Source organism: Thermomonas sp. HDW16 (assembly GCF_011302915.1).
Lineage (GTDB): Bacteria > Pseudomonadota > Gammaproteobacteria > Xanthomonadales > Xanthomonadaceae > Thermomonas.
The window spans coordinates 1,134,923-1,156,260 of sequence record NZ_CP049872.1 but is presented as its reverse complement, the minus strand read 5'-3'; the positions used below and the strand labels follow the sequence as shown (position 1 = coordinate 1,156,260).

The window sequence follows — 21,338 nt, the reverse complement described above, 5'->3', positions numbered from 1 at the left end:
CCAACGATCCTTCGGATGAACGATCTCACTGCGCAACTGGGTTTGGCGCGATCGACCATCTATAAGATGGTGAGAAGCGGCGACTTCCCGCCCCCAGTTAAATTGACTGGGAGGGCGTCTGGCTGGCACTCGCATGAAATCGAAGCATTCGTGCAAGGGCTGAAATCTCATAGCCCGCACACGTCGACCAAACCATAAAGGCCGCTAACGGCGGCGGTTTCAACCGGTCAACGCAACAGCCTGTCGGTAACGCTCAATTGGCGTCTCAAAGTTCAGCGTCTTGCGTGGCCGTTCGTTCAAGCGCCTAGCCACTTCATCGAGCTGGGTCTGGGTGAAGCCTGACACGTCGATTCCCTTCGGGAAGTACTGCCGCAGCAGGCCGTTGGTGTTCTCGTTCGACCCGCGCTGCCAAGGGCTCTGCGGATCGCAGAAGTAGACCTGGATGTCCGTGGCCAAGGTGAAGCGACGATGGTCGGCCAGCTCCTTGCCGCGATCCCACGTGAGCGACTGGTACAGCTGGTTCGGCAGCTGGCGCGCATGTTCGATCAGCGCGTCAACCACCGTCCTCGTGTCCTTACGATCGACCTTCACCAGCATCACGTAGCGCGTGCTGCGCTCAACCAGCGTGGCGATCTGGCTGTTGCCGCTGCCGAACAGCAAGTCGCCTTCCCAGTGCCCGGGAACGGCCCGATCCTCGACGTCGGCGGGCCGCTCGCGGATCGACACGGTGTCGCAGATTCGGCCGTGGTCTGCCGTCTTCTGGGTGTGGTGGCGGGAACGACGCATCGCCCGCGTCCGCCGCAGGTGCTCCAGGAGCTCTTTCTTCAGCGCGCCGCGCGACTGGATGAAGAGCGTGCGGTAGATCGTCTCGTGGGACACCTGGCAGGCCGCATCATTGGGGTAGGTGCGCATCAGCCAACCGGCGATCTGCTGGGGTGACCACTGCTGTTGCAGCTTGTCAGCCACCCGTTTCGCCAGCGCAGGATGCAGCGCCAGCTTACAAGTCTTCGGACGATGCGCCCGGTCCCACGCCGCCTGATCGGCGTGGCTGGCGCGGTACCGCTCGGCGCCGCCATTACGCAGGATCTCGCGGCTGATCGTCGACGGAGCCCGGCCAAGCGTCGTTGCAATCGAGCGGATCGAATGCCCAGCCACCAGCGCCCGCGACACATCTTCGCGCTCGGCTAGGGTTAAGGCGCGGACCGACCGGCAGCGAGCCGGCGGGCGGATACCACCAGTCGCAGCAAGAATCCCGCGCACCGACGTGTGGTGTCTGTCGAACAGCCTAGCGATCTGGTGGAGTGACTCGCCCTTCTGCCAGCGGTCCCACATCAGGCCCTTCTGGGTATCGGTGTATTGAATCCGGGTTCTTCGCTTCAACCGCAACACTCCCGCTGCCTGGGCAGCTAGCCATGTGTTGCATTGATCGTATGAAACCGCCGCCAGAAGCGGTCGTTCGAGTATCTGAAGCGTCGTGCCCACCCAGCGGGTTACGGCCTCTAGATAGGTGCTACCTATGCTCACGGTCGTGACACGCTTCAGCTTCCACCTGGATCGTTGAGTGCTCGATCCCGAAGCGCTCGTCCAGCATCGCAACGAGCCCAGCGCGCAGCGAGTCGCCATTCGCGGCCGTGCCGTCGCCGGTCACGACATGGGTTGTGAGCACCGCCTCCTTGGATGCAAGTGCCCAGACGTGGAGGTGATGCACGTCCTTCACTCCCTCGTGGCCCAGGAATGCGCTGCGTATCTCATCGAGATCGATTCCATCCGGCACACCCTGCATCAGGACGTGTCCCGCTTGCCGGAGTAGTGTCCACGTGCGGGGCAGCACCCAAAGCCCGATCAACACGGCAATGATCGGGTCGGCGATGGTCCAGCCGGTGAAACCGATCACAAGCGCGCCGACGATGACGCCGATGGACCCGAGCATATCGGCCCACACTTCGAGGTATGCGCCCTTGACGTTGAGGCTCGTTCCGCTTCCCGCCTTCAGCAGCTTCATGGAGATCAGGTTCACCACCAGACCGATGACCGCTACAACCAACATGCCGGTCGACGCGACCTCCGGCGGTTCGCGGAACCGGCCGACTGCCTCCCAGAGGATGTAGCCGGCGACCAGGAACAGCAGGCCGCCGTTTATGATCGCGCCAATGGCCTCCATTCGTGCGTACCCGTAGGTCCGCCGTGCATCGGCAGGCCGGCGGCTGAGCCTCACGGCGAACAGCGAAACCCCGAGCGCGATGACGTCCGTCATCATATGTGCGGCATCGGACAGCAATGCCAGGCTGTTGGTGACCAACCCGCCGATGACTTCGGCGACCAGGAAGGTGGCCGTCAGCCCGAGTGCCCACCAGAGCGGGCGTTCGTGCTGGATTTCGCTCGTGCCGTGATCGTGTCCCGCACCCATGCTGCTCTCCTCGTGGCCGCGTCGATTGACGCGGCGTGGTTTCGATTCCAGACCCGGCGACGCCAGTGCGCGCCGGACCGGGGCTTCCGCTTACAGCCTTGGGGTGAGCGGAATCGCTTGTTCGATCGGACTGACGTAGATCCAGCCATCATCGCGATGACCTGAGCGTCCGGCCTTGCGGATCACGTCGGTGGCGCGGCTGACGTCGGCGGCGTCGCAGAACACCTCCACTTGAACTTCGCTGAACACCTTGTCGCCAAGTTCGACCGAATACTCCTGCTCCCGCGCGCTGAGCGCGCGCAGCGTGGCCTTGACGTCGAACAGACTGACGCGACCGAAGCCCGCGGCGTCGAGGGCATGGATGAGGTCGGCGACTCGGGTGCGGTGCACGAATGCCTTGATCTGCTTCATGGTGTCGACTCCTTGGATTGGCGTTCGGCCCGCAGTTCGAGCCACTCATACAGAACAGGCAGCAGGATCAGCGTCAACAGCGTGGAGCTGATCAGGCCACCCACCACGACGGTGGCAAGCGGTCGCTGAGTCTCAGCACCCACGCCGCTCGACAGCAGCATCGGCACCAGGCCCAGGATCGCTACGCTCGCGGTCATCAGTACCGGGCGTAATCGCAGCGCCGTCCCCTGCACCACGGCGTCTCGCACCGACAGCCCCTTGTCCCGCAGCTCGTTGAGGACGCTGACCAGCACGATGCCGTTGAGCATCGCTACACCGAACACCGCGATGAACCCGATGGCGGACGGCACCGACAGGTATTGCCCGGTGAGGGCAAGTGCGACAAGGCCCCCAATCGTGGCGAAGGGCACATTGGCGAGGATCAGCGCCGCGTACTTGATCGAGTTGAAGGCGGTGTAGAGCAGCACGAAGATGAAGAAGATCGTGATGGGGACGATTACCGCGAGCTTGGCGAGAGCGCGCTGCTGGTTCTCGAACGCGCCACCCCATTCGATCCAGTAGCCGGCCGGAAGCTTCACCTTCTGGGCGATCGCAGCGTTGGCATCGCGGACGAAGCCGTCGATGTCGCGTCCGCGAACGTCCATCTGGATCACTGCATAGCGCTGCAACTGTTCGCGTCGGACGAATGAATAGCCTTCGCCCACTTCGATGGTGGCGACCTCCGACAAGGGCACGATCGCACCGGTCGCGGTCCTGAGCGGGATGCGTCGCAGCGATTCGACATTGGTGCGCACCTGGTCATCCAGCCGCACCGCGATGTCGAAGCGCCGCACGCCATCGAGTAGGACGCTCACGGGCTCTCCGCCCAATCCGTTGCGCACGATGGTCAGCACGTCCTCGGCATTCATCCCATGCCGGGCCATCTCGTCGCGATTGACCGAGATGCGGATCTGCGGCTTGCCGATGTTGGCTTCCAGCGACAGGTCTGCCACGCCCTGCACGCTTCCGAGTACGTCCTTCAATGCCGTGCTGAGGCGATCCAGTTCTCCAAGATCGGTGCCATACAACTTGAGCGCCAGGGTGGCCCGCACACCGGAGATCAGCTCCTCCACCCGCATCTGGATCGGCTGGGTGTAGGCTGGGACCACGTTCGGAACGACTTTTTCGAGCGTCTCCTGCATGGCTTCCTCGAGCTGCTTGATGTCGCGGTCGCCCGACCACTCGTCCTGCGGCTTGAGCGCGGTATAAATCTCCATGTAGTTGACGTCAGCAGTCTCGCCCTTCTCCGCGCGACCGATCATCGCGAGCGTGCTGTCCACCTCCGGGAACTTCTTGAAGGCATCGGCGATGATCTTGCTGGTGCGAATGGATTCGTCGAGCGAAGTAGAGGGAATCCCGGTGACGCGCCACATAATCGACCCTTCCTGCAACTGCGGCATGAACTCCTTGCCCAGGAATGGAAAGATGGCGAGGCCAGCCACCAGCGCGGTCACGGCGGTGACCACCACGACCTTCTTCCTCGCCAAGGCCTTTTGCAGCAACGACTGATAGACGCGCTTCACCCGCGCCACGAGCCATGTGTCTCGTTCCGGCTTCGGCTTCAGGATCAGCGAAGCGAGCACCGGGATTAGCGTCAAGCTCAGGATCAGCGAGCCCGCCATCGCGAAGGCGATGTTGAAGGCCATCGGCTTGAACATCTTGCCTTCGAGCCCTTCCAACGAGAACAGCGGCAGGAACACCACGATGATGATGATGATCGCGAAGGCAATCGGGTTCGCGACTTCCTTGGCCGCGGCCAGCACCGCGCTGGTGCGGTCGACTTTCTCGCCATGCTCCAGGCGCTCGGCCATGATCCGGAACGCGTTCTCGACCATCACCACCGCGCCGTCCACCATCATCCCGATACCGATCGCCAGCCCCGCGAGTGACATGAGGTTGGCTGACAGCCCCGCCTGGCCCATGCCGATGAACGCGATGAGCATCGCCAGTGGCAAGGTGACGATCACGACGATCGCCGAGCGCAGTTCGCCGAGGAACAGGAACAGGACGATGGCCACGAGGATTGAACCCTCGACCAGCGCGCGGGTCGCGGTGCCGACCGCCTTATTGACCAGGTCGGTGCGCTCGTAGACCGGCTTCAGCACCATGCCCTCCGGCAAGGCCGCGCGCGCTGTGTCGACCTTGGCCTTGACCGCCTCAACCACGTTCTTGGCGTTCTCGCCGATGCGCGCGAGTGCCATGCCGAGAACGACCTCCTCGCCATCATGCGTCACTGCTCCGAAACGCGGCGCGGCGGCCTCTGTCACCGTCGCGACGTCGCGTAGGTAGACCGGCACCCCATCCTCGGCCTTAAGCACGATCTCACCGATGTCATCAGTCGACTTCAGCAATCCAAGACCACGGACAAGGAACTGCTCGCGTCCCACGTCCATGGTGTTGCCACCGACCTGGCCGTTGTTCGCGGGCAATGCCTCGATGACGTCCTTGAACCCGAGGCCGCGCGCGTAGAGCTTCTGCGGATCGATCTGCACTTGGTACTGGCGCTCGCCACCACCCCAGGATGTGACGTCGTCGACGCCCTGGCCCGTGCGCAGGATCAGCCGGACAGTCCACTCCTGCCATGTCCGCAGGTCCATGTCGCTAACCTGCTCCTTGCTGACGCCTGGTGCGCGTTCGACGGTGTACCAATAGACCTGCCCGAGACCCGAGGCATTGGGCCCCATGCTCGGGGTGCCGTAGCCCTCTGGCAGGCGATCGCCGATTTCCTGCAGGCGTTCATTGACGAGTTGTCGAGCGAAGTAGATGTCCATGTCGTCTTCGAAGTACACCGAGACGTAGGACAGGCCGAACAGACTGACCGAACGGATTTCCTGCACCTTCGGCAAACCGGCCAGCGCCGACTCCACCGGCGTGGTCAGCAACTGCTCGACGTCCTCCGCCGCGAGACCGGGGGATTCGGTGTAGACGTTGACCTGGGCGGGCGTGACATCCGGAAAGGCGTCGATGGGCACCGAGCGAACCGCGCTGATCCCGAGGAACGCGATGACCAGAAACACGATCAGGACAAGGAACTTGTAGCGTAGTGAGACTTCAACGAGGCGATTCAACATGGGATATCTCCCCCATGACTTACGGGGCGATCAATGCCCATGGCCGCCTCCCATCTCTTCCTTCAGGAGTTGGGACTTCAGGGCGAAGGCACCTTTGACCACCACCTGGTCGCCCGGCTTCAAGCCGTCTAGGATCTGCGTGCGGCCCCCTACGACCTCGCCGGTCCGCACCGGCACCGACACGAGGCCACCATCGGCATCGCGACGGAAGACGATTGTGTCGCCCTGCAACTGCACTAGGGCTTCGCTGGGAACGGACAGGCGGGTCGCTGCCGGACTTGCGTCTCGCGACCCTGCTGGCGCATCGAACAAGATTTCGACGAAGTCGCCGCCATGCAGCACGTCGTCCCGGTTGCGAACCTCGAGCCGAACCGATGCATTGCGGGTCGCATCCGAGGTGCGGTGCGCCGACCGCAGGACCTTCGCGTCCAACCGCTGCCCATTGAAGACCACCGTGGCATTGCTGCCGGGGTTGATGCGGGACACGCTCCCTGCAGGTAACTTGGCGTCGATCCAGACGGTCGACTCGTCGACCAAACGGAACAGAGCCTTGCCCGGCTCGATGCGCTCGCCCACTACGAACTCGTCCTCGGTAATGCGTCCGGCGTGCGGCGCCGTCAGGGTGAACTCGCCATTCGCGCCACCGGGCGCCGTGCCGGGAAGTCCGTAGGCACGCGCGACGGCACGGGCGCGGTCAACTGCAACTTGGGCCTCGCTGATCCGACGACCCGAGACGGCTTCGCGCCCGAGCGCGGAGACACGCCGCGATTCCTGTTCGGCAATGCGCAAATCAGCCTGAGCGTTGGCGACGTCGACGCTCGACAGAGTGACAAGGGGCGCGCCCCGGCGAACTTCGTCGCCCAACTTCGCGTGGCGGCGGACCACCAGCGATACCACGCGGGGCGTCACGAGCGTGGTGCCGTAGGCACTATCGATCACCTCGCCAGGTGCACGCAGCTCTTCGCTGATCGAGCCCGAACCGATTGGCTGCACTTCGACACCCATCTGCGTCAGGGTCGCGGCGTCGAGCTTCAGCTCCCCAGCCGCTTCCTCACTTCCCTCGGGCCGACCTTCTGGTTCCTCTGCTCCAGCTACCTTGGCAACCGCCTCAGACGAACCGCCCGTACCTTGCTCGCTCCCCGTTTCTTGCTTGCCGCAGGCGGACAGCCCGAGGGACAACGCAAGCGCTAAGGCAATCGACCGCGGGGTTGTGACCAGAGGTCGTTCGGCTGCAGTCGTGCCAATTTCTTTATTCGTATCTGTGTTCACGGGTTGGCCTCCAGGCCGACCCAGCGCTCGAGCTGGCCGGCGGCATCCAAGTAGTCGACGTACGTCTTCCAGACCTGCGCCTGCAGCGCAGCCCCGGCCTGTTGTGTGTCGAGGGTCTGATTGAGTTGCAGCAAGTAGTCCGTCGTCGACAGCTCACCTTCCCGCCAAGAGCGTTCCAGAAGGAATGCACGACGTTCGACATCAGTGCCTCGGCTCGCCTGCCACGCCTCCCACGCCGCCTTCGCTGCCCGATAGCTCTCGACCGCACGTGTCTGGTTGGATACGACGGCAAGGCGTAGTTGATCGGCCTCGGCACGAGCGACGTTAGCCTCGGCCTGAGCCGCGCGGACTTCGGCGCGATAGCCATTGCGAATGTTGAGCGGAATGCTGATCGAGACACCGAGCACGGTGTCGCTCACACCGCCAGGCAGGCGAAGTCGGCCGGTGTTGAAGCCGACGACCGGATCCCCGAGACGGTTCCGCTTGGCGACCTCGATGTCGCGAGCGGCCGCATCTGCTGCCGCATAAGCTGCTTGGACATCCGGTAGCCGGTCGACATCGGCATCAGTGAGCTTGGCAGCAGGCAGAGCCATATCCGCGACATCCAAGGTTGCAACGGCTTCCGGATTACTTCCAAGGGCGCGTAAGCCAGCCTCAGCCTGCGCGCGCTCAGCCAGCAGGCCGGCCTGTTCCGCCTGAGCCTCGGCCCTCGACAGCTGTGCAAGGTCTCGCTCGAGTCCGGAGATGTCACCAGCCGCAAACTGGGTCTTGGCGAGATCCTGGAAGCGTCCGAGCAGTTGTAGACGACGCTCGCCGACACGAACCCGCGCGTCAGCGGTTTGCCACTCGGCCCAGTTCCCTAGCCAACTTCTAACGAAATTGCGCCGGGTGACGTGGGCTTCGGCATTGGACTGCACTACGCGGCTGGTGGCGGCATCTGAACGCGCACGACGCTTGCCGTTGATGTCCACCGGCATGCTCAGGCCAAAGGTATCGGTTCGATCACTCCCTTCACGGTCGTACGCGAGATCAAGCGAAGGGTTGTAGAGCGGCCGGCGCGCCGCATCGAGCCGGGCGCTGGCGGCGGCACGCCGTGCATCGGCGGCACGGAGGGCTGGATGCTGCGTCCACGCGGATATAACAGCAGCGCGCAGCGGTTCCGGCGCACGGCCGGAAGGCTCTGTTGGCCCACTCTGCGCAATGGCCGCAAGAGGCAACAGCAACGCAACGGCGCATGCGCGCCGCGCGATGTCGGGAATAGACATTGGAAAATCCTCGAATGAACGTCGGACATCGCGCCAAAGCGCGATGCAACTCGCTGGAAGCGGATGCTCAGAGGATGGGTGGGCGTTGTGGCTCGAAGGCGCTACTGGCCACCCTTAGAGTGGAGTAAGCCTGGGGTACAGCCGCAGCACCGAACTGCATGGACACAGTCAGGTGCGCGGAGGTCAGCGTGGACGGCACTTGGCCACAGCAGTGCGCGAAATGGAGTGCGGCATGCCATGAAGAATCGCCTTCACCGGGGTCAGTGGGCGCACCCGGATAACCCGGATCTTCCGAGCCCGAGACCTGCTCGTCATGGTCATGCTGGTCGACAACGTGACCGTCGGCCTGCATCGCAGCGGCATGGCTCAGTTCGTGTGTCTCGCCAATGGCCGCCAACACAGGCTGCAGCACAAAGCTCAGCGCCAGCATGGCCAGGAGAGCCATACGCGCGAATGCGTGCGGGAATGTCGGGCGGCGTAACATGAGACGCCAAGATACCGGCGCCCTGGACCGTTACACAATTTCAAGGCTGCGATGCGGCGGACCACCCCAGTGTCTGCTTCGGGTCGGATTCCGACTTGGCGCTATCGGCCAGAAGCGGACATGGAATCCTACAAAGTGTCGCATTCGATGGGCTTACGAGGCGGTTCGCCCCTAGCATGCGGGTGTGGGACCTGCGTGGGCTTCAGCGGCGCTGCACCCTGCCTGGATCACGCTTTATCGCGCGATTAGGGTTGAGCTTCGCTTGCGCTATCGGCGTCTTGGTCGAGGATGTAATTGAACGCGTTGCAACTGAGAGGGAACAGCACGTTGTAAAGCAGGTCCGTATTGATGCTCGCCCCCCTAGGCGACCTTGTTGCGCTGCTCGATCAGAGCGGCGTTGAGAAGCCAGAAACGATTGCTCTGGTGTAAATGCTGTAGCTGTGCTGGCCGCCTCGATATCCGCTTTGGCCCGTGCGGATGCGAAAGAGGCGACGCTCCGCCCACGCAGAGCGAAGCTCTCATCGAGCTCCGCTCTTTCAGTGGATTTAGGCTGCTGTCGCTTTGGCTGCCTCATCGATTAATGCAGCGACCTCCTTCGCTCGCGATGCGAGCGAGGCATGGCTTGCATCGAGTGTGATGGCTTTACGCGGGTTCATACGCGCGGACATCCGCGTCTGGTTCTCGGGGGCGATCATCCGGTCCTGGCTGGAGATTTGATACCAGCATGGCTTGTGTTTCCATGCCGGTTCGATGACGTTATCACCGAACGTTGATGCCAACGGCGCCTTCTGTGTAACTGCCATGACGTAGCCTTCGTCTGCCGTCAGATCTTGGCAGAAACTTTCGTGGAACTTGTCGACCTTGAGCCATAAGTAGCCGTCGCTGTCCGGCGCTAGGTTGGCTGCGGCCACTGGCAGATGCTGCTGCGTAATCGCACCCGGGCTCTCGCCTGCATCAGGTGCGAATGCAGCGATGAACACCAGCGCAGCAACGTTGGGCAGGTTGCCGGCTTCACTGATCACCGCGCCGCCGTAGGAGTGACCGACCAGCACGACCGGGCCCTGTACTTGTGCGACCATCTTGCGCGTACGTTCGGCGTCGTCGGCAAGCGACGTCAGCGGGTTTTCGACGGCGTGGAGGTCGCTATAGCCGAGCTTGTTCAGTTCGAGGATGACGTTGGTCCAGTGGGCGGCTCCGCCCCAGAAACCATGGACCAGAACCACTGCGGGCTTGCTCATCGGTATTCTCCTGATTGAGGAATGCAGCATGAAACTTATCACCAACCAATTGCCCTTAACTGACCCAAACACCTGAACGCCATGCTGAAACGCCAGAGCTCGACCATAAGGTCACCCATGCACAATGCCGATGCCTTCTTCGAAGTCTTCGAGTCCGCGCGGGTCAAGGGTGGAGGCGCCGCCATCCAAACCTTGCAAGTGGGTCAACCGCTGGAGTTCTCACAAGTATCCGCTTGTTTCCACTTCATTGAAGGCGCTCCCTGCCGCCTGCATATATCTGGCTATCGCCAAGGTCTATTTTTGCAGACCGGCGACTTGGTCGTACTACCGCATGGAGGCTCGCATAAGCTTGAATACACGGGTGACGGCGCCGCAGAGGCAAAGGTGACGACGTGCGATTTTCGATTAGAGGGTCCTGCAGGCAAATTATTGGTCAGCGCATTACCCGCTTTGTTACACGTAACGGGCGCCGGACAGCCATCCGCCTCTTTTCCGGATAGCCCACGGGAATGGCTGTCAGTAACACTGGCGGCGATTCGGAAGGAGGCCGATCGTCCATCGCTGGGAAGCGTCGTGATGCTATCGCGACTGATCGATCTATTATTCGTATGGTCATTGCGACACTGGCTGATGACCTCATCTCCGGAGGCCACCAGTCTAGCCCGCGCATTAGACGACTCCGTTCTAAGCCACGCGCTCGTACTACTGCATGCGCAGCCGGCGAGGAATTGGAGCGTCGATGGCTTGGCGTCCGAGTTGAACCAGTCGCGCTCAAACCTTTCCCAACGTTTCGTCGAAACACTGGGCGAGCCACCCATGCGCTATCTCACCCGCTGGCGCATGCAATTGGCGGCCGAGATGCTGGTTTCATCGAAGCTGCGCATCTCCCTAGTCGCGGAACGCGTGGGGTATGGGTCCGAACCAGCCTTCAGCCGTGCCTTCAAGAGGCAATTTGGAACCACACCAACCGACTACCGCATCGCAAAAACAGGTAGAAACTCGAAGCAGCTCGTCGGATCCGGAAGGTTGAAATGACCGCTTTGGGTGGCGGTTTCATACGATCAATGCAACACATGGCTAGCTGCCCAGGCAGCGGGAGTGTTGCGGTTGAAGCGAAGAACCCGGATTCAATACACCGATACCCAGAAGGGCCTGATGTGGGACCGCTGGCAGAAGGGCGAGTCACTCCACCAGATCGCTAGGCTGTTCGACAGACACCACACGTCGGTGCGCGGGATTCTTGCTGCGACTGGTGGTATCCGCCCGCCGGCTCGCTGCCGGTCGGTCCGCGCCTTAACCCTAGCCGAGCGCGAAGATGTGTCGCGGGCGCTGGTGGCTGGGCATTCGATCCGCTCGATTGCAACGACGCTTGGCCGGGCTCCGTCGACGATCAGCCGCGAGATCCTGCGTAATGGCGGCGCCGAGCGGTACCGCGCCAGCCACGCCGATCAGGCGGCGTGGGACCGGGCGCATCGTCCGAAGACTTGTAAGCTGGCGCTGCATCCTGCGCTGGCGAAACGGGTGGCTGACAAGCTGCAACAGCAGTGGTCACCCCAGCAGATCGCCGGTTGGCTGATGCGCACCTACCCCAATGATGCGGCCTGCCAGGTGTCCCACGAGACGATCTACCGCACGCTCTTCATCCAGTCGCGCGGCGCGCTGAAGAAAGAGCTCCTGGAGCACCTGCGGCGGACGCGGGCGATGCGTCGTTCCCGCCACCACACCCAGAAGACGGCAGACCACGGCCGAATCTGCGACACCGTGTCGATCCGCGAGCGGCCCGCCGACGTCGAGGATCGGGCCGTTCCCGGGCACTGGGAAGGCGACTTGCTGTTCGGCAGCGGCAACAGCCAGATCGCCACGCTGGTTGAGCGCAGCACGCGCTACGTGATGCTGGTGAAGGTCGATCGTAAGGACACGAGGACGGTGGTTGACGCGCTGATCGAACATGCGCGCCAGCTGCCGAACCAGCTGTACCAGTCGCTCACGTGGGATCGCGGCAAGGAGCTGGCCGACCATCGTCGCTTCACCTTGGCCACGGACATCCAGGTCTACTTCTGCGATCCGCAGAGCCCTTGGCAGCGCGGGTCGAACGAGAACACCAACGGCCTGCTGCGGCAGTACTTCCCGAAGGGAATCGACGTGTCAGGCTTCACCCAGACCCAGCTCGATGAAGTGGCTAGGCGCTTGAACGAACGGCCACGCAAGACGCTGAACTTTGAGACGCCAATTGAGCGTTACCGACAGGCTGTTGCGTTGACCGGTTGAAACCGCCGTCGGAAACAGACGGCCCTGGAGCGTTGCTGCAGGCTATCGACTCGTTCCAGTACGGGCGTGAGAGGAAGCCAGCCTTCTACCTACGATGCGAAATACTCGGGACGCCAACAACGCCAAGCGCGACAACCTGGAAGGCTACTGGAAGGGTGCAGTTCGACCACACCCATGGCCTGATGGTGGAGGTCGTCTCTCGAGCGCTCTCTGCATGGCAATGGCCGACTTTTTAGAAATCGCAAAAGTGCTCGTACAACGAGTCTTTTCCGCTATTCCTGAACACCAATGGCCGACTTTTTTCGGCGAATAAGACAGGGTGATCGTTCGTGTCCATTTGCATGTGCAGAAATGGCTGTTTTTCTGCCTCAATGGCCGACTTTTTGAACGCGGAAAAGGCTCGTACAACGAGTCTTTTCCGGTTTTGGATAGCCCAATGGCCGACTTTTTTGACAAGGCCTGTTGGACACCGCATTCCTGGCGCCGACAAACGCTCCTTCATGGCCCGACGTTCTACTACATTGGAAGCGGAATCGAAATTTGCCGGTTGATACGTATTCCCACTCAACTATAGCCATGCCTTCTGTGCGGTTCACCCATGTAAACCTATCTAACCCGGAAAGTTGAACTTTCCGGTATTTATTGGGAAAGTTCGCGAAAATTGGCGTTCTCGCCAAGAATCCGGGTAATTAGTACAGGAATTTTCAACTTTCCCAATAAATACCGGAAAGATGGATTTTCCGGGTACATGTACCTGGAAAAGCGATCCGAACGTGCACGAGCGTCTGCTCCCGCGTTCCGACCCTCGCGGGCGCTGGCAAGGAACGACCTCGGGATGGGCCCGTCTGCACTCGTTCTCCCTTTCGCTAATGCCCAGATGCGCTCAGGGCACATCCTGCAAGGCAGAATGTGTGGGCTTGCAGGAGGAAGTCGTTGCACAGGGACAGACGTGATCCTGATCCGCGCCAGCGCGCTGGCCATGCGCACTGGCGCCGTTGGATGCGAATCACGAACATCCATGTGTTCCAAGGCAGCGGACTTCGCCAATCCAATCCATTGCGCGCATAAGGACGTGTTGTGTTCAAACGCCTGATTCAGAGCCTGACCGGCAAGACCTCGACCAGCGAGTCCACCAAGATCACGCGGAACACGGTGACCCCACCAGCCGGCGCACCGCCTTCCGACACCATTACGGCTTACGACGTGCACGGTCGGGAGATGCAGATCGCGCGCGCCGACTGGCGTGACAGCGTCTTGCTGCCGCAACTCAAGGCGCAGTGGAACGAACCCGATGCGCTGTACCAGCTCATCCTCAATGGACTCAATGACGGCTTCGATCAGGAGATCGAGCCGGCGTCCGCACAGTTGGCGGGCATTGATCCCCTCGTGGAACGTGGTCACGTTATCCGCGCGATCGTCCTGATGAAGCTCGAGCGGCTCGATGAGGCGGAACGCGTCCTGCGGGATGCAATTGCAAAAGTCGGCGAGACCGGCACGATTCTGACCAATCTGGCGAAGGTCCAGGAGTCGCGCGGCGACTCCGCGCTGGCCGATGCCACCCTCTGGAAAGCAATCACGCTCGATCCCAACCAGGAAAACGGTTTGGGCTGGTGGGCCGCACGCGAGCGCGAACGAGGTGGCGATGCGGCCTACGTTGCCGCACTACAGCGGGCCGCCAGCTTGCCGGGTAGCTGGCGGGCAAATTTGATGCTGGGTCGGCACAAGCTCGCAGCCGGGGATGCGAACGGTGCAATCGCCCTGTTCCGAGGGGTGCTTGAACAGGGTACTTTCGACCGAGATACGTTGATCACCATCTCCGGCGACTTGGGCAACGCCGGGCGGGTCGAAGAGTTCGTCGAGCTGGTGGCACCACACTACGATCCGGCTGTCCATGCGCCGCAAGCGGGCCTCAACCTGTTGCAGGCTTACCTGCAGATCGGACAGCTGGATCAAGGCGAAGCACTGCTCGATCGGCTCTACGCCCTGAATATGCCGCCATTCAAGCAATACCTCGACCAGATGGCCGGCCAATACCAGGAGCGTCGGCGCGCATCGACGCCACCCCGACCGATCGGCGAGCAGGCTCTCGAAATTGGTCAAGTGCCCTTCGATCGTCCGATCTGGATGTATGGGCTTCGCGATCCCGACTGGCTGTTTCCGAACAAACCGGCGGATGCTCGAAAGGTGATCTTCCTCATGCTCGGCAAGGCGATGGACGGCACTCTGCAAGCCGAGGAGCAGCGTGAAGACGACATCGGACGCATGACCCGCGCCATTCCGCTCTACCTGGCCGAAAGCGCCTATGAGTGGACGACCGCCCATGCCCAGTCCCTTGTGACCGTCGTGATGGGTGGCGGCCCGGTGGTGTTCGGCGCGCACGACGATGCGGGTGAGCGGGAAACGGCCCTCCGGGTTGCCGAACTCGCCGACATGGTCGTGCTGGGCTCGATCGCCGTTGTGGACGACACCTGGACCGTAACTCTCCGTGTACGGGATACCACCAAGGGCGATCTTGTTGCCACAGAAGTGACCTCGACTGACCGAGCCGGACTCGCGGCGGCGGTGCTCGATCTTGAAGGCAGACTTCTGCCGCAGTTCGGCGCCCCCCAGACGAAACCCCATGACCGGATCTACACACGTCCGACGCTGGAACAGATGCCGCCCTACCTCGATGCACTGGGGCAGTCCCTGATGCTTGGACTGGTGGCGAACGAAGTCGTGTCAAGGGAAGGCATGTGGGGCGAGCGCAATATGCTCGAGTGGCCGTTGCGTATGGCGCTGCACTGGCCGAACTACGCCGTGCCGAGGGCGATGTATCTGTCCGGCATGAGCCATGCGGCACGCTACCGATCGACCGTGTTGGGAGAATTCGAAGAACGGTCATTCGCCTTGCTCCGCGACCTGATGGCAGCCAAGTCACCCTTGGCTGATCTCGGACCGCTGCTGCTGCATGCGTATGGGCGACCCGAAGGACTGACTGCCGTCAGGAAAAGCACGAGCGACGCGCGGCGCCTTGCATGGCTCGACCGCGTCGAAGCCTGAGCCGCCCCGGTCATTGGCAATCCGGATACCCCTTGCGAGCGCCCTAGGGTGCTGCCCTTGGTGAGTTGTGGATTACGTCGTATAACCGGCCGCGGAATCCGGCCATCCAGTGGTCGGACATGGAGGGGCCATGGGCGATTGGGATTTTCTGTACGAGATGCACGAACTCGGCTACAGCGCGGACGAGATTGCAGACGCCGCCGGTTGCGGAGTGGCGCCTTGGCAGATGAAATACATCGATCGAGAGTGGGTGGACTCGCAACTTGAAGGCACCCAGGAAGACAATGCCGATTCGATCGAAGCACAGGCGCCGTTTCAGAGTCGGGATGGTTATCCCTATAGCGTCTTGGAACAGACGGAAATCTTCCAGGATCTGATTGACTGCGCGGCACGTCATTTCGAGAACACGGGCAGGTATTTACAGGTCTGGGGCGAACTCGGGGAAATCTACGCCGAGATCAAGTTCGGACTTCGGCGTCACGAGACTCATACGGCAGGGTCAGACGGGACAATTGCGGGCAAGCTTGTTGAGGTGAAAACCATCTCGCCCGAGAAGACTAGCGATCATGTACTAGTCAAAAACCAGGGGGACTTCGAACAACTACTCATCGTTCGCATTGACCGGAACTTCCAGTTCCAAGGCAAGCTTTTTGACAGGAGCGAACTGAAGGGTGCAGCCGGGAAGTTCCTTAGAGGGCGGTTAACGAATGACCCCGCCTAACGGCGTGAGGTGGCCACGTCCGACCATTGCGAATATTCAATCTTGCTAGAGCAACCGATCTCGATAAATGGACACATCAAGCAAGCGCCAGGTACACGTCATTTTGCAGCTAGTGCTGTTCACGATCACGATTGCGGCACTGCTCTTTCCGGCCAACGCTGCACGCAGCGAATCGCTGCGCGGGACGCCGAGAGTCGGAGAGGAACACGAAATCAGCAAGAGGTACAAGACCATCGAAGAGACCAGCGATGGCTCATCGGGAAGTTCTAGCGGTCGAGACACCATTTTCGAGCGCGTGATCGGAGTGCGCGAAGATGGTTTGGAGCTGGAATTCGACCTCCCGAAGGAAGCCACGGCAGAAGAAAGAGCGCGCAACTGGCAATTTCCTGCGCGTGTTTTCCGTCCGACAAAAGGACCGATGCAGTTGCTCAACCGCCCCGAACTCGAAGCGCGGATCGACGGCTGGCTCAAGGCTGCCGGATGGACTCGTGCCACCTGTGGGCACTGGATTTTCACGTGGAATGCGTTTCGTATCGAATGCGACCCGGAATCGGTGATCAAAGCAATTGAACCGTTCGATCTGAGGTCCGCTGGTATCCGGGAGGGAGCCTCTTACCAGGAAGCTGAGGCAAGTGGCCCCGGAATCCTGGCAAGGAAATCGACTGGACCAGACGGCGCGACGTTTGCTGTCGTATTGGAGATCAATCCTGACACAGTCCGTCGCGCTCGCGCCGAATCCGACGTCGCTGTCGGCGAAATAATGCAGAAGCCGGTAACGCTGGATGCGGCCCTGCAAGAGCGGGCGAAGGAGGATGTATCTGGAACCATTTCGGTCACTCTCGAGACGGACCCCGCCGGAAACATATGGAGGCGGACCAAGGTGACCAAAGTGGCGACCAAGAGGTCGGATGGCAGGACTGAAAGCCAGACAGTGACCGAGACGGTCGAACGCCGACCTGTCCAGACAGCAGGGAGTATCAGTCTGCTATTGGACTGAGAGACCGCTTTCGACCGAGGCTGTGTGAAAACTCTTGAGCAACTCTGCACTGATCAAAGAATGATCGTTTTGCGTCCCTCTCCGTGGATTCTGAGCATCCAACGTCTTGCTCGAACCGCAGAATTCAAGCTCGTCGTGCGACCCGGGAGTTTTTACACAGCCTCGACCCAAAGCGGACACCCCACGCTGGCTCTCGATCCAGCCGCTATTCCCAGAAATCATGACGCGAGAGTGAGGAGATTCGGTTTCTGCCTAGCAACTCGCGAATTTGATCCAGGCAGCGAGGTGGCGTCAGCCGGTCGAATCGCGCTGCCCCGGCGAGACGGTATCCAGTTGCACGCGCACATCGGCCAGCATCCTGCGCAAGCCATGCAGTTGGTCCACGAGGTGCAGTACCAAGTCGATGCCCTCGTCGTTGACGCCGAAGTCACGGGTGAGGTCACGGATGAAGCATGCGCGCGCCGCGTCGGCATCGGTCAGGACGGGTTGTCCATCGTCGTCGATGGATAGGACCCAGCGACGCGCGATCCAGCGCTCCAGCACCACACGCTCGATGCGCGAATCCAGCAGAAATGCCTGCAGGTCGATGGTCTTCATGGCGTGGCCTCCGCGCGCGGGTCGAAGACCTTGCCGGCCTCCCATCCCGAAATGAAGCGTTCGAGTTCGGGGTCGGGCGCCTTGGGCAGGACGATCTTGAGTCGGACCAGCTGGTCGCCACGGCCGCCGCCGCGACGCGGCGCACCCTTGCCGCGCAGCCGCAGCGTGGTGCCGCTATTCGAGCCCGCAGGCACGCCCATCTCCACCGCGCCGGTGGGTGTCGGTACGCGGATGCGGCCGCCGAGCACGGCCTCGTGCAGCGACACCGGCAATTCCAGGGCGATGTCGTCCCCGTCGCGCTGGAAGCGCGGATCCGGCAGCACCTCGATCTCGATCAGGGCATCGCCCGGGCCACCTTCGCTGGCGCCGGGCGCGCCCTTGCCGCGCAAGCGCAATACCTGGCCGTCCACCACGCCCGCCGGGATGGCCACGTCCAGCGTGCCACCCGTCGGCAACGTCAGCCGTCGCGTGCCGCCTTCGATCGCATCTGCCAGCGTGACCGGCAGGCGGTAGTGCAGGTTCTGCCCCCGGCGGTTGGCGCGCGCATGCGCCGCCTGGCGCAGCAGGTCGGCGAAGGGATCCTCGCCGTCGTCGAAGTCCGCGTAGCCGGCATCGCTGGCATAGCGCTCAGCCTGCGGCGAGCCGGCGTAGTCGCGGTAGTACTGCTGGCGCGGGCGCTCGGCGCCGGTCTCGTCGATCTCACCGGCGTCGAAGCGCTTGCGCTTTTCCGGGTCGCCCAGCAACTGGTAGGCGTTGTTGACGTCCTTGAAGCGCTCCTCGCCGGACTTGTCGCCCGGGTTGAGATCGGGATGCAGCTTGCGAGCGAGTCGGCGATAGGCCTGCTTGATCTCGTCGGGGCCGGCGTCGCGGGAGACACCCAGCACGGCATAGGGATCGCTCATGGCGTGCTGGCCTCCCTGCTTGCGTCGCCGGCGCCCGCCGGCATCGGGAAATCGTCCAGGAAAGTCGCGGTCGGCACGAAGAACAGATTGCCGGTGACCGGGTGGCTGACGTCCAGCAGGCGGTCATAGTTGCCTTCGGGCAGGCCGATGAACATGTTGCGTAGCATCCGCTCGATGGTGGACGGTGCGCGTGCGTAGCCGATGAAGTAAGTGCCGAATTCATCGCCGTCGATGCGGCCGAACGGCATGTTGTCGCGCAAGATCTTCAGGTCGCGGCCGTCCTCGTCCTGGATGCTGGTCAGCACGTTGTGCGCGTAGCTGGCCTTGGCGGAGTCCGGGAATTCGATGTCGTCCAGCTTGCGGCGGCCGATGATCTTCTCCTGCACTTCGACCGGGATCGCTTCCCACTTGGCCAGGTCGTGCAGGTATTTCTGCACGATCACGTAACTCGATCCGGCGCGTGCGCGGTCTTCATCGCCGACCAGCACGGCCTGTTCCGCCTCGTTGCCGGACGGATTCTCGGTGCCGTCGACGAAGCCAAGAAGATCACGCGCGTCGAAGTAACGGAAGCCGTGGACCTCGTCGACCACGGCGACCGCATCGCCTAGGCGCGCGCGGATTTGCCGGGCCAGTTCGAAGCACAGGTCGATATGGTCGGCGCGGATGTGCAGCAGCAGGTCGCCGGGTGTGGAAACCGCGTGGCGCGTGCCCGCCTGCAGCTCCACGAAGAGGTGCAGACCGGGTGGGCGCGGCAGCCCGGTGAGCCGGTCCCACGCCGTCGCGCCGATACCGAGCACGCAGGACAGGCTGCGCTCGGGGTCGCGGAAGCAGACCGAGCGCACGAAGCCGGATAGGTCCGGCAGGAAGGCGCGCACCGCAGCTTCGCTGACGGCATCGGGTTTCACCGTGAGGACGAGGAAGATCGCCGCGCGGGTCAGTGGGCTGGCAACGGCTTGCGGGACAGGGCTGTCGGTCATAGCGATGGGGGCGATGGAGGGTGCGACACGCGCAGGATGGCGCTCGTCATGATCACGCTGTTGGGCACCACGACCTCGTTGTTGTCGTCGTCCATGAGCACGGTGAAACCCAGCGAAATGGCATGCACGCGCGCGGTGATAAGGCCGACGGGGGTGTACAGCCGGATGGTGTCACCTTCGTGGATCGTGCCGGACAGCACCAGCGAGAAACCGGCGATCAGGTTTCCCAGCGTGTCCTGCGCGGCCAAGCCCGCCACTACCGAAAGCACGCCAGCGCCCGCTAGCAAGGCGGTGCCGACGGTTCGCAGCGCCGGCACAAGGTGCGCATACAGCACAAGGGCGGCCAGGTAAACCAGCATCTGCGCGAACAATGTAACGAAGCGCAACACAGTGACGTCGCTCAGGCGCTTCTCCAACCGGCGACTGAAGCGACGGATCAGCACGGCGACGATCGAGGCCACGACCAAGGCGAGCGCGGCGTAGAAGGCCGCGCCGACAGGCGTGCCGGGATCGAACAAGTCGTGCTGGATGATGGCGGTGAGCAACATGTCCGTGGAAGGTTAACGGAAACCGGCATGATGGCGACAACCCGGCACAGAGGGGCGCAAATGGACGGCACGACGACGGCGAAGGGCGAGCGCAAGGCCGGGCATGTGGTGCATGCCGCGCTGGCCGGCAACCTTGCAGTGGCGACGACCAAGCTGGTCGCCGCTGTGGCGACCGGCAGCTCTGCAATGTTCAGTGAGGCGGTGCATTCGGTGGTGGACAGCGGCAACGAAGTGCTGCTGCTGTACGGCATGCGGCGTTCACGGCAGCGGCCGAATGCAGTGCATCCATTTGGCTACGGGCGCGAGCTGTATTTCTGGAGCTTCATCGTCGCCCTGCTGTTATTCGGTCTGGGCGCAGGCGTCTCGCTGTACGAGGGCGTGCGCCATGTACAGGATCCGCATCCGGTTCAGCACGCCTACGTTAGCTACATCGTGTTGGGGCTGTCATTCCTGTTCGAGGCTGTGTCGTGGCGGGTGGCCTGGCGCAGTTTCGCAGAGGCGCGCGGCAGTACCCCGTTCTGGATCGCGTTCCGGCAGAGCAAGGATCCGCCCACCTTCATGGTGCTGTTCGAGGACAGTGCGGCGTTGATCGGCATCATCCTGGCCATTGGCGGCATCCTCGCCTCCCAGCTCACCGGCATGCCGGTGTTCGACGGCATCGCCTCGATCCTGATCGGCCTGGTGCTGGCCACCACTGCGGTGCTGCTGGCGATCGAGAGCAAGAGCTTGCTGATCGGCGAACGCGCCCCGCCGGCCTTGGTGCAGTCGATCCACGGGATCGCCGCCGCGCATGCCGGCGTGCGCGCGGTGAACAGCGCGTTGACCGCGCAGCTGGCACCAGACCAGTCGCTGGTGGCGTTGAGCATCGAGTTCGACGATACCTTGTGTACCGGTGAGATCGAGGACTGCGTGGCCGGGATCGAACATGACGTGCGCGCGACGTTCCCGACCGTGGTGGCGTTGTTCGTGAAGCCACAGTCGGAGGCCCAGTTCCGCGAAGCCGTGGAACAGCGTTTCGGTGGTGAAGGCGCAGGCGCACCGCTGTAGAAAGGATCGTCACGGGTTCTTCTGCGCAGCCGAGGATGCATGAGCCGGACGAGTT

General features: G+C 62.4%; 18 protein-coding genes. 6 read left to right on the top strand and 12 right to left on the bottom strand.

The features are described 5' to 3' along the window. Positions 1 to 219: 219 nt before the first annotated feature. From G7079_RS05290 to G7079_RS05255, 8 genes are all read right to left on the bottom strand, one after another. Positions 220 to 1,380, bottom strand: a complete 1,161-nt coding sequence (locus G7079_RS05290; protein ID WP_166054920.1) for an IS30 family transposase — start codon at positions 1,378 to 1,380, stop codon at positions 220 to 222. 130 nt (positions 1,381 to 1,510) lie between these two features. Then, the gene (locus G7079_RS05285; RefSeq protein WP_166056253.1) at positions 1,511 to 2,407 is read right to left on the bottom strand and encodes a cation diffusion facilitator family transporter; all 897 of its coding nucleotides are present in this window, start codon (positions 2,405 to 2,407) and stop codon (positions 1,511 to 1,513) included. Between the two features lie 90 nt (positions 2,408 to 2,497). Beyond that, on the bottom strand, positions 2,498 to 2,818 hold the full coding sequence (locus tag G7079_RS05280; protein ID WP_166056252.1) for a P-II family nitrogen regulator: 321 nt from the start codon (positions 2,816 to 2,818) through the stop codon (positions 2,498 to 2,500). Further along, a complete protein-coding gene (locus tag G7079_RS05275; protein ID WP_166056250.1) occupies positions 2,815 to 5,928 on the bottom strand; it encodes a CusA/CzcA family heavy metal efflux RND transporter in 3,114 nt (1,037 codons plus the stop codon). Before G7079_RS05275 ends, G7079_RS05280 begins: the two co-directional genes overlap by 4 nt. Positions 5,929 to 5,958: 30 nt before the next feature. Beyond that, a complete protein-coding gene (locus G7079_RS05270) occupies positions 5,959 to 7,197 on the bottom strand; it encodes an efflux RND transporter periplasmic adaptor subunit (RefSeq protein WP_166056248.1) in 1,239 nt (412 codons plus the stop codon). Next, entirely contained in the window at positions 7,194 to 8,462 is a 1,269-nt protein-coding gene (locus tag G7079_RS05265; RefSeq protein ID WP_166056246.1) for a TolC family protein, read from the bottom strand. The genes G7079_RS05270 and G7079_RS05265 overlap by 4 nt, the downstream gene beginning before the upstream one ends. A 67-nt stretch (positions 8,463 to 8,529) precedes the next feature. Further along, positions 8,530 to 8,892, bottom strand: a complete 363-nt coding sequence (locus G7079_RS05260) for a hypothetical protein (RefSeq protein WP_166056244.1) — start codon at positions 8,890 to 8,892, stop codon at positions 8,530 to 8,532. A 599-nt stretch (positions 8,893 to 9,491) separates the two neighbouring features. Further along, positions 9,492 to 10,184: an alpha/beta hydrolase gene (locus tag G7079_RS05255; RefSeq protein ID WP_166056242.1), complete on the bottom strand. Its 693-nt coding sequence runs from the start codon at positions 10,182 to 10,184 to the stop codon at positions 9,492 to 9,494. Positions 10,185 to 10,301: 117 nt separating this feature from the next. On the opposite strand from G7079_RS05255, the gene G7079_RS05250 reads away from it, so the two are divergent. The 5 genes from G7079_RS05250 (at position 10,302) to G7079_RS05230 (ending at position 17,212) form a co-directional block, all read left to right on the top strand. Continuing rightward, positions 10,302 to 11,219 carry an AraC family transcriptional regulator gene (locus tag G7079_RS05250; RefSeq protein WP_166056240.1) on the top strand — a complete coding sequence of 306 codons (918 nt, stop codon included), beginning with the start codon at positions 10,302 to 10,304 and terminating at the stop codon, positions 11,217 to 11,219. A 72-nt stretch (positions 11,220 to 11,291) separates the two neighbouring features. After that, entirely contained in the window at positions 11,292 to 12,452 is a 1,161-nt protein-coding gene (locus tag G7079_RS05245; RefSeq protein WP_166054920.1) for an IS30 family transposase, read from the top strand. 1,077 nt (positions 12,453 to 13,529) lie between these two features. Next, a complete protein-coding gene (locus G7079_RS05240; RefSeq protein ID WP_166056238.1) occupies positions 13,530 to 15,494 on the top strand; it encodes a tetratricopeptide repeat protein in 1,965 nt (654 codons plus the stop codon). A gap of 130 nt (positions 15,495 to 15,624) precedes the next feature. Further along, complete coding sequence (locus G7079_RS05235; RefSeq protein ID WP_166056236.1) at positions 15,625 to 16,215, top strand: hypothetical protein; 591 nt, start codon at positions 15,625 to 15,627, stop codon at positions 16,213 to 16,215. 67 nt (positions 16,216 to 16,282) lie between these two features. Beyond that, on the top strand, positions 16,283 to 17,212 hold the full coding sequence (locus G7079_RS05230; RefSeq protein ID WP_166056234.1) for a hypothetical protein: 930 nt from the start codon (positions 16,283 to 16,285) through the stop codon (positions 17,210 to 17,212). Positions 17,213 to 17,503: 291 nt separating this feature from the next. Here the strand turns inward: G7079_RS05230 and G7079_RS05225 are convergent, their stop codons facing one another. From G7079_RS05225 to G7079_RS05210, 4 genes are read right to left on the bottom strand one after another with little or no spacing between them, the layout of a single operon-like run. Continuing rightward, positions 17,504 to 17,809, bottom strand: coding sequence for a chaperone modulator CbpM (locus G7079_RS05225; RefSeq protein WP_166056232.1), 306 nt, complete (start codon positions 17,807 to 17,809; stop codon positions 17,504 to 17,506). Further along, a complete protein-coding gene (locus G7079_RS05220; protein WP_166056231.1) occupies positions 17,806 to 18,711 on the bottom strand; it encodes a DnaJ C-terminal domain-containing protein in 906 nt (301 codons plus the stop codon). Before G7079_RS05220 ends, G7079_RS05225 begins: the two co-directional genes overlap by 4 nt. Beyond that, positions 18,708 to 19,688: a Dyp-type peroxidase gene (locus tag G7079_RS05215; RefSeq protein ID WP_166056229.1), complete on the bottom strand. Its 981-nt coding sequence runs from the start codon at positions 19,686 to 19,688 to the stop codon at positions 18,708 to 18,710. The genes G7079_RS05220 and G7079_RS05215 overlap by 4 nt, the downstream gene beginning before the upstream one ends. Beyond that, complete coding sequence (locus G7079_RS05210; RefSeq protein WP_166056227.1) at positions 19,685 to 20,236, bottom strand: mechanosensitive ion channel domain-containing protein; 552 nt, start codon at positions 20,234 to 20,236, stop codon at positions 19,685 to 19,687. The genes G7079_RS05215 and G7079_RS05210 overlap by 4 nt, the downstream gene beginning before the upstream one ends. A gap of 60 nt (positions 20,237 to 20,296) precedes the next feature. Here G7079_RS05210 and G7079_RS05205 point away from each other — a divergent pair, with 60 nt between their 5' ends. Further along, a complete protein-coding gene (locus tag G7079_RS05205) occupies positions 20,297 to 21,283 on the top strand; it encodes a cation diffusion facilitator family transporter (RefSeq protein ID WP_166056225.1) in 987 nt (328 codons plus the stop codon). The last annotated feature ends 55 nt before the right edge of the window (positions 21,284 to 21,338 follow it).

Excerpts from the sequence above, each read along its gene's own strand:
- G7079_RS05285 (WP_166056253.1), bottom strand. The coding sequence starts at position 2,407 with ATGGGTGCGGGACACGATCACGGCACGAGCGAAATCCAGCACGAACGC.
- G7079_RS05280 (WP_166056252.1), bottom strand. The coding sequence starts at position 2,818 with ATGAAGCAGATCAAGGCATTCGTGCACCGCACCCGAGTCGCCGACCTC.
- G7079_RS05275 (WP_166056250.1), bottom strand. The coding sequence starts at position 5,928 with ATGTTGAATCGCCTCGTTGAAGTCTCACTACGCTACAAGTTCCTTGTC.
- G7079_RS05265 (WP_166056246.1), bottom strand. The coding sequence starts at position 8,462 with ATGTCTATTCCCGACATCGCGCGGCGCGCATGCGCCGTTGCGTTGCTG.
- G7079_RS05260 (WP_166056244.1), bottom strand. The coding sequence starts at position 8,892 with ATGCTGGCGCTGAGCTTTGTGCTGCAGCCTGTGTTGGCGGCCATTGGC.
- G7079_RS05255 (WP_166056242.1), bottom strand. The coding sequence starts at position 10,184 with ATGAGCAAGCCCGCAGTGGTTCTGGTCCATGGTTTCTGGGGCGGAGCC.
- G7079_RS05250 (WP_166056240.1), top strand. The coding sequence starts at position 10,302 with ATGCACAATGCCGATGCCTTCTTCGAAGTCTTCGAGTCCGCGCGGGTC.
- G7079_RS05235 (WP_166056236.1), top strand. The coding sequence starts at position 15,625 with ATGGGCGATTGGGATTTTCTGTACGAGATGCACGAACTCGGCTACAGC.
- G7079_RS05230 (WP_166056234.1), top strand. The coding sequence starts at position 16,283 with ATGGACACATCAAGCAAGCGCCAGGTACACGTCATTTTGCAGCTAGTG.
- G7079_RS05225 (WP_166056232.1), bottom strand. The coding sequence starts at position 17,809 with ATGAAGACCATCGACCTGCAGGCATTTCTGCTGGATTCGCGCATCGAG.
- G7079_RS05220 (WP_166056231.1), bottom strand. The coding sequence starts at position 18,711 with ATGAGCGATCCCTATGCCGTGCTGGGTGTCTCCCGCGACGCCGGCCCC.
- G7079_RS05215 (WP_166056229.1), bottom strand. The coding sequence starts at position 19,688 with ATGACCGACAGCCCTGTCCCGCAAGCCGTTGCCAGCCCACTGACCCGC.
- G7079_RS05210 (WP_166056227.1), bottom strand. The coding sequence starts at position 20,236 with ATGTTGCTCACCGCCATCATCCAGCACGACTTGTTCGATCCCGGCACG.
- G7079_RS05205 (WP_166056225.1), top strand. The coding sequence starts at position 20,297 with ATGGACGGCACGACGACGGCGAAGGGCGAGCGCAAGGCCGGGCATGTG.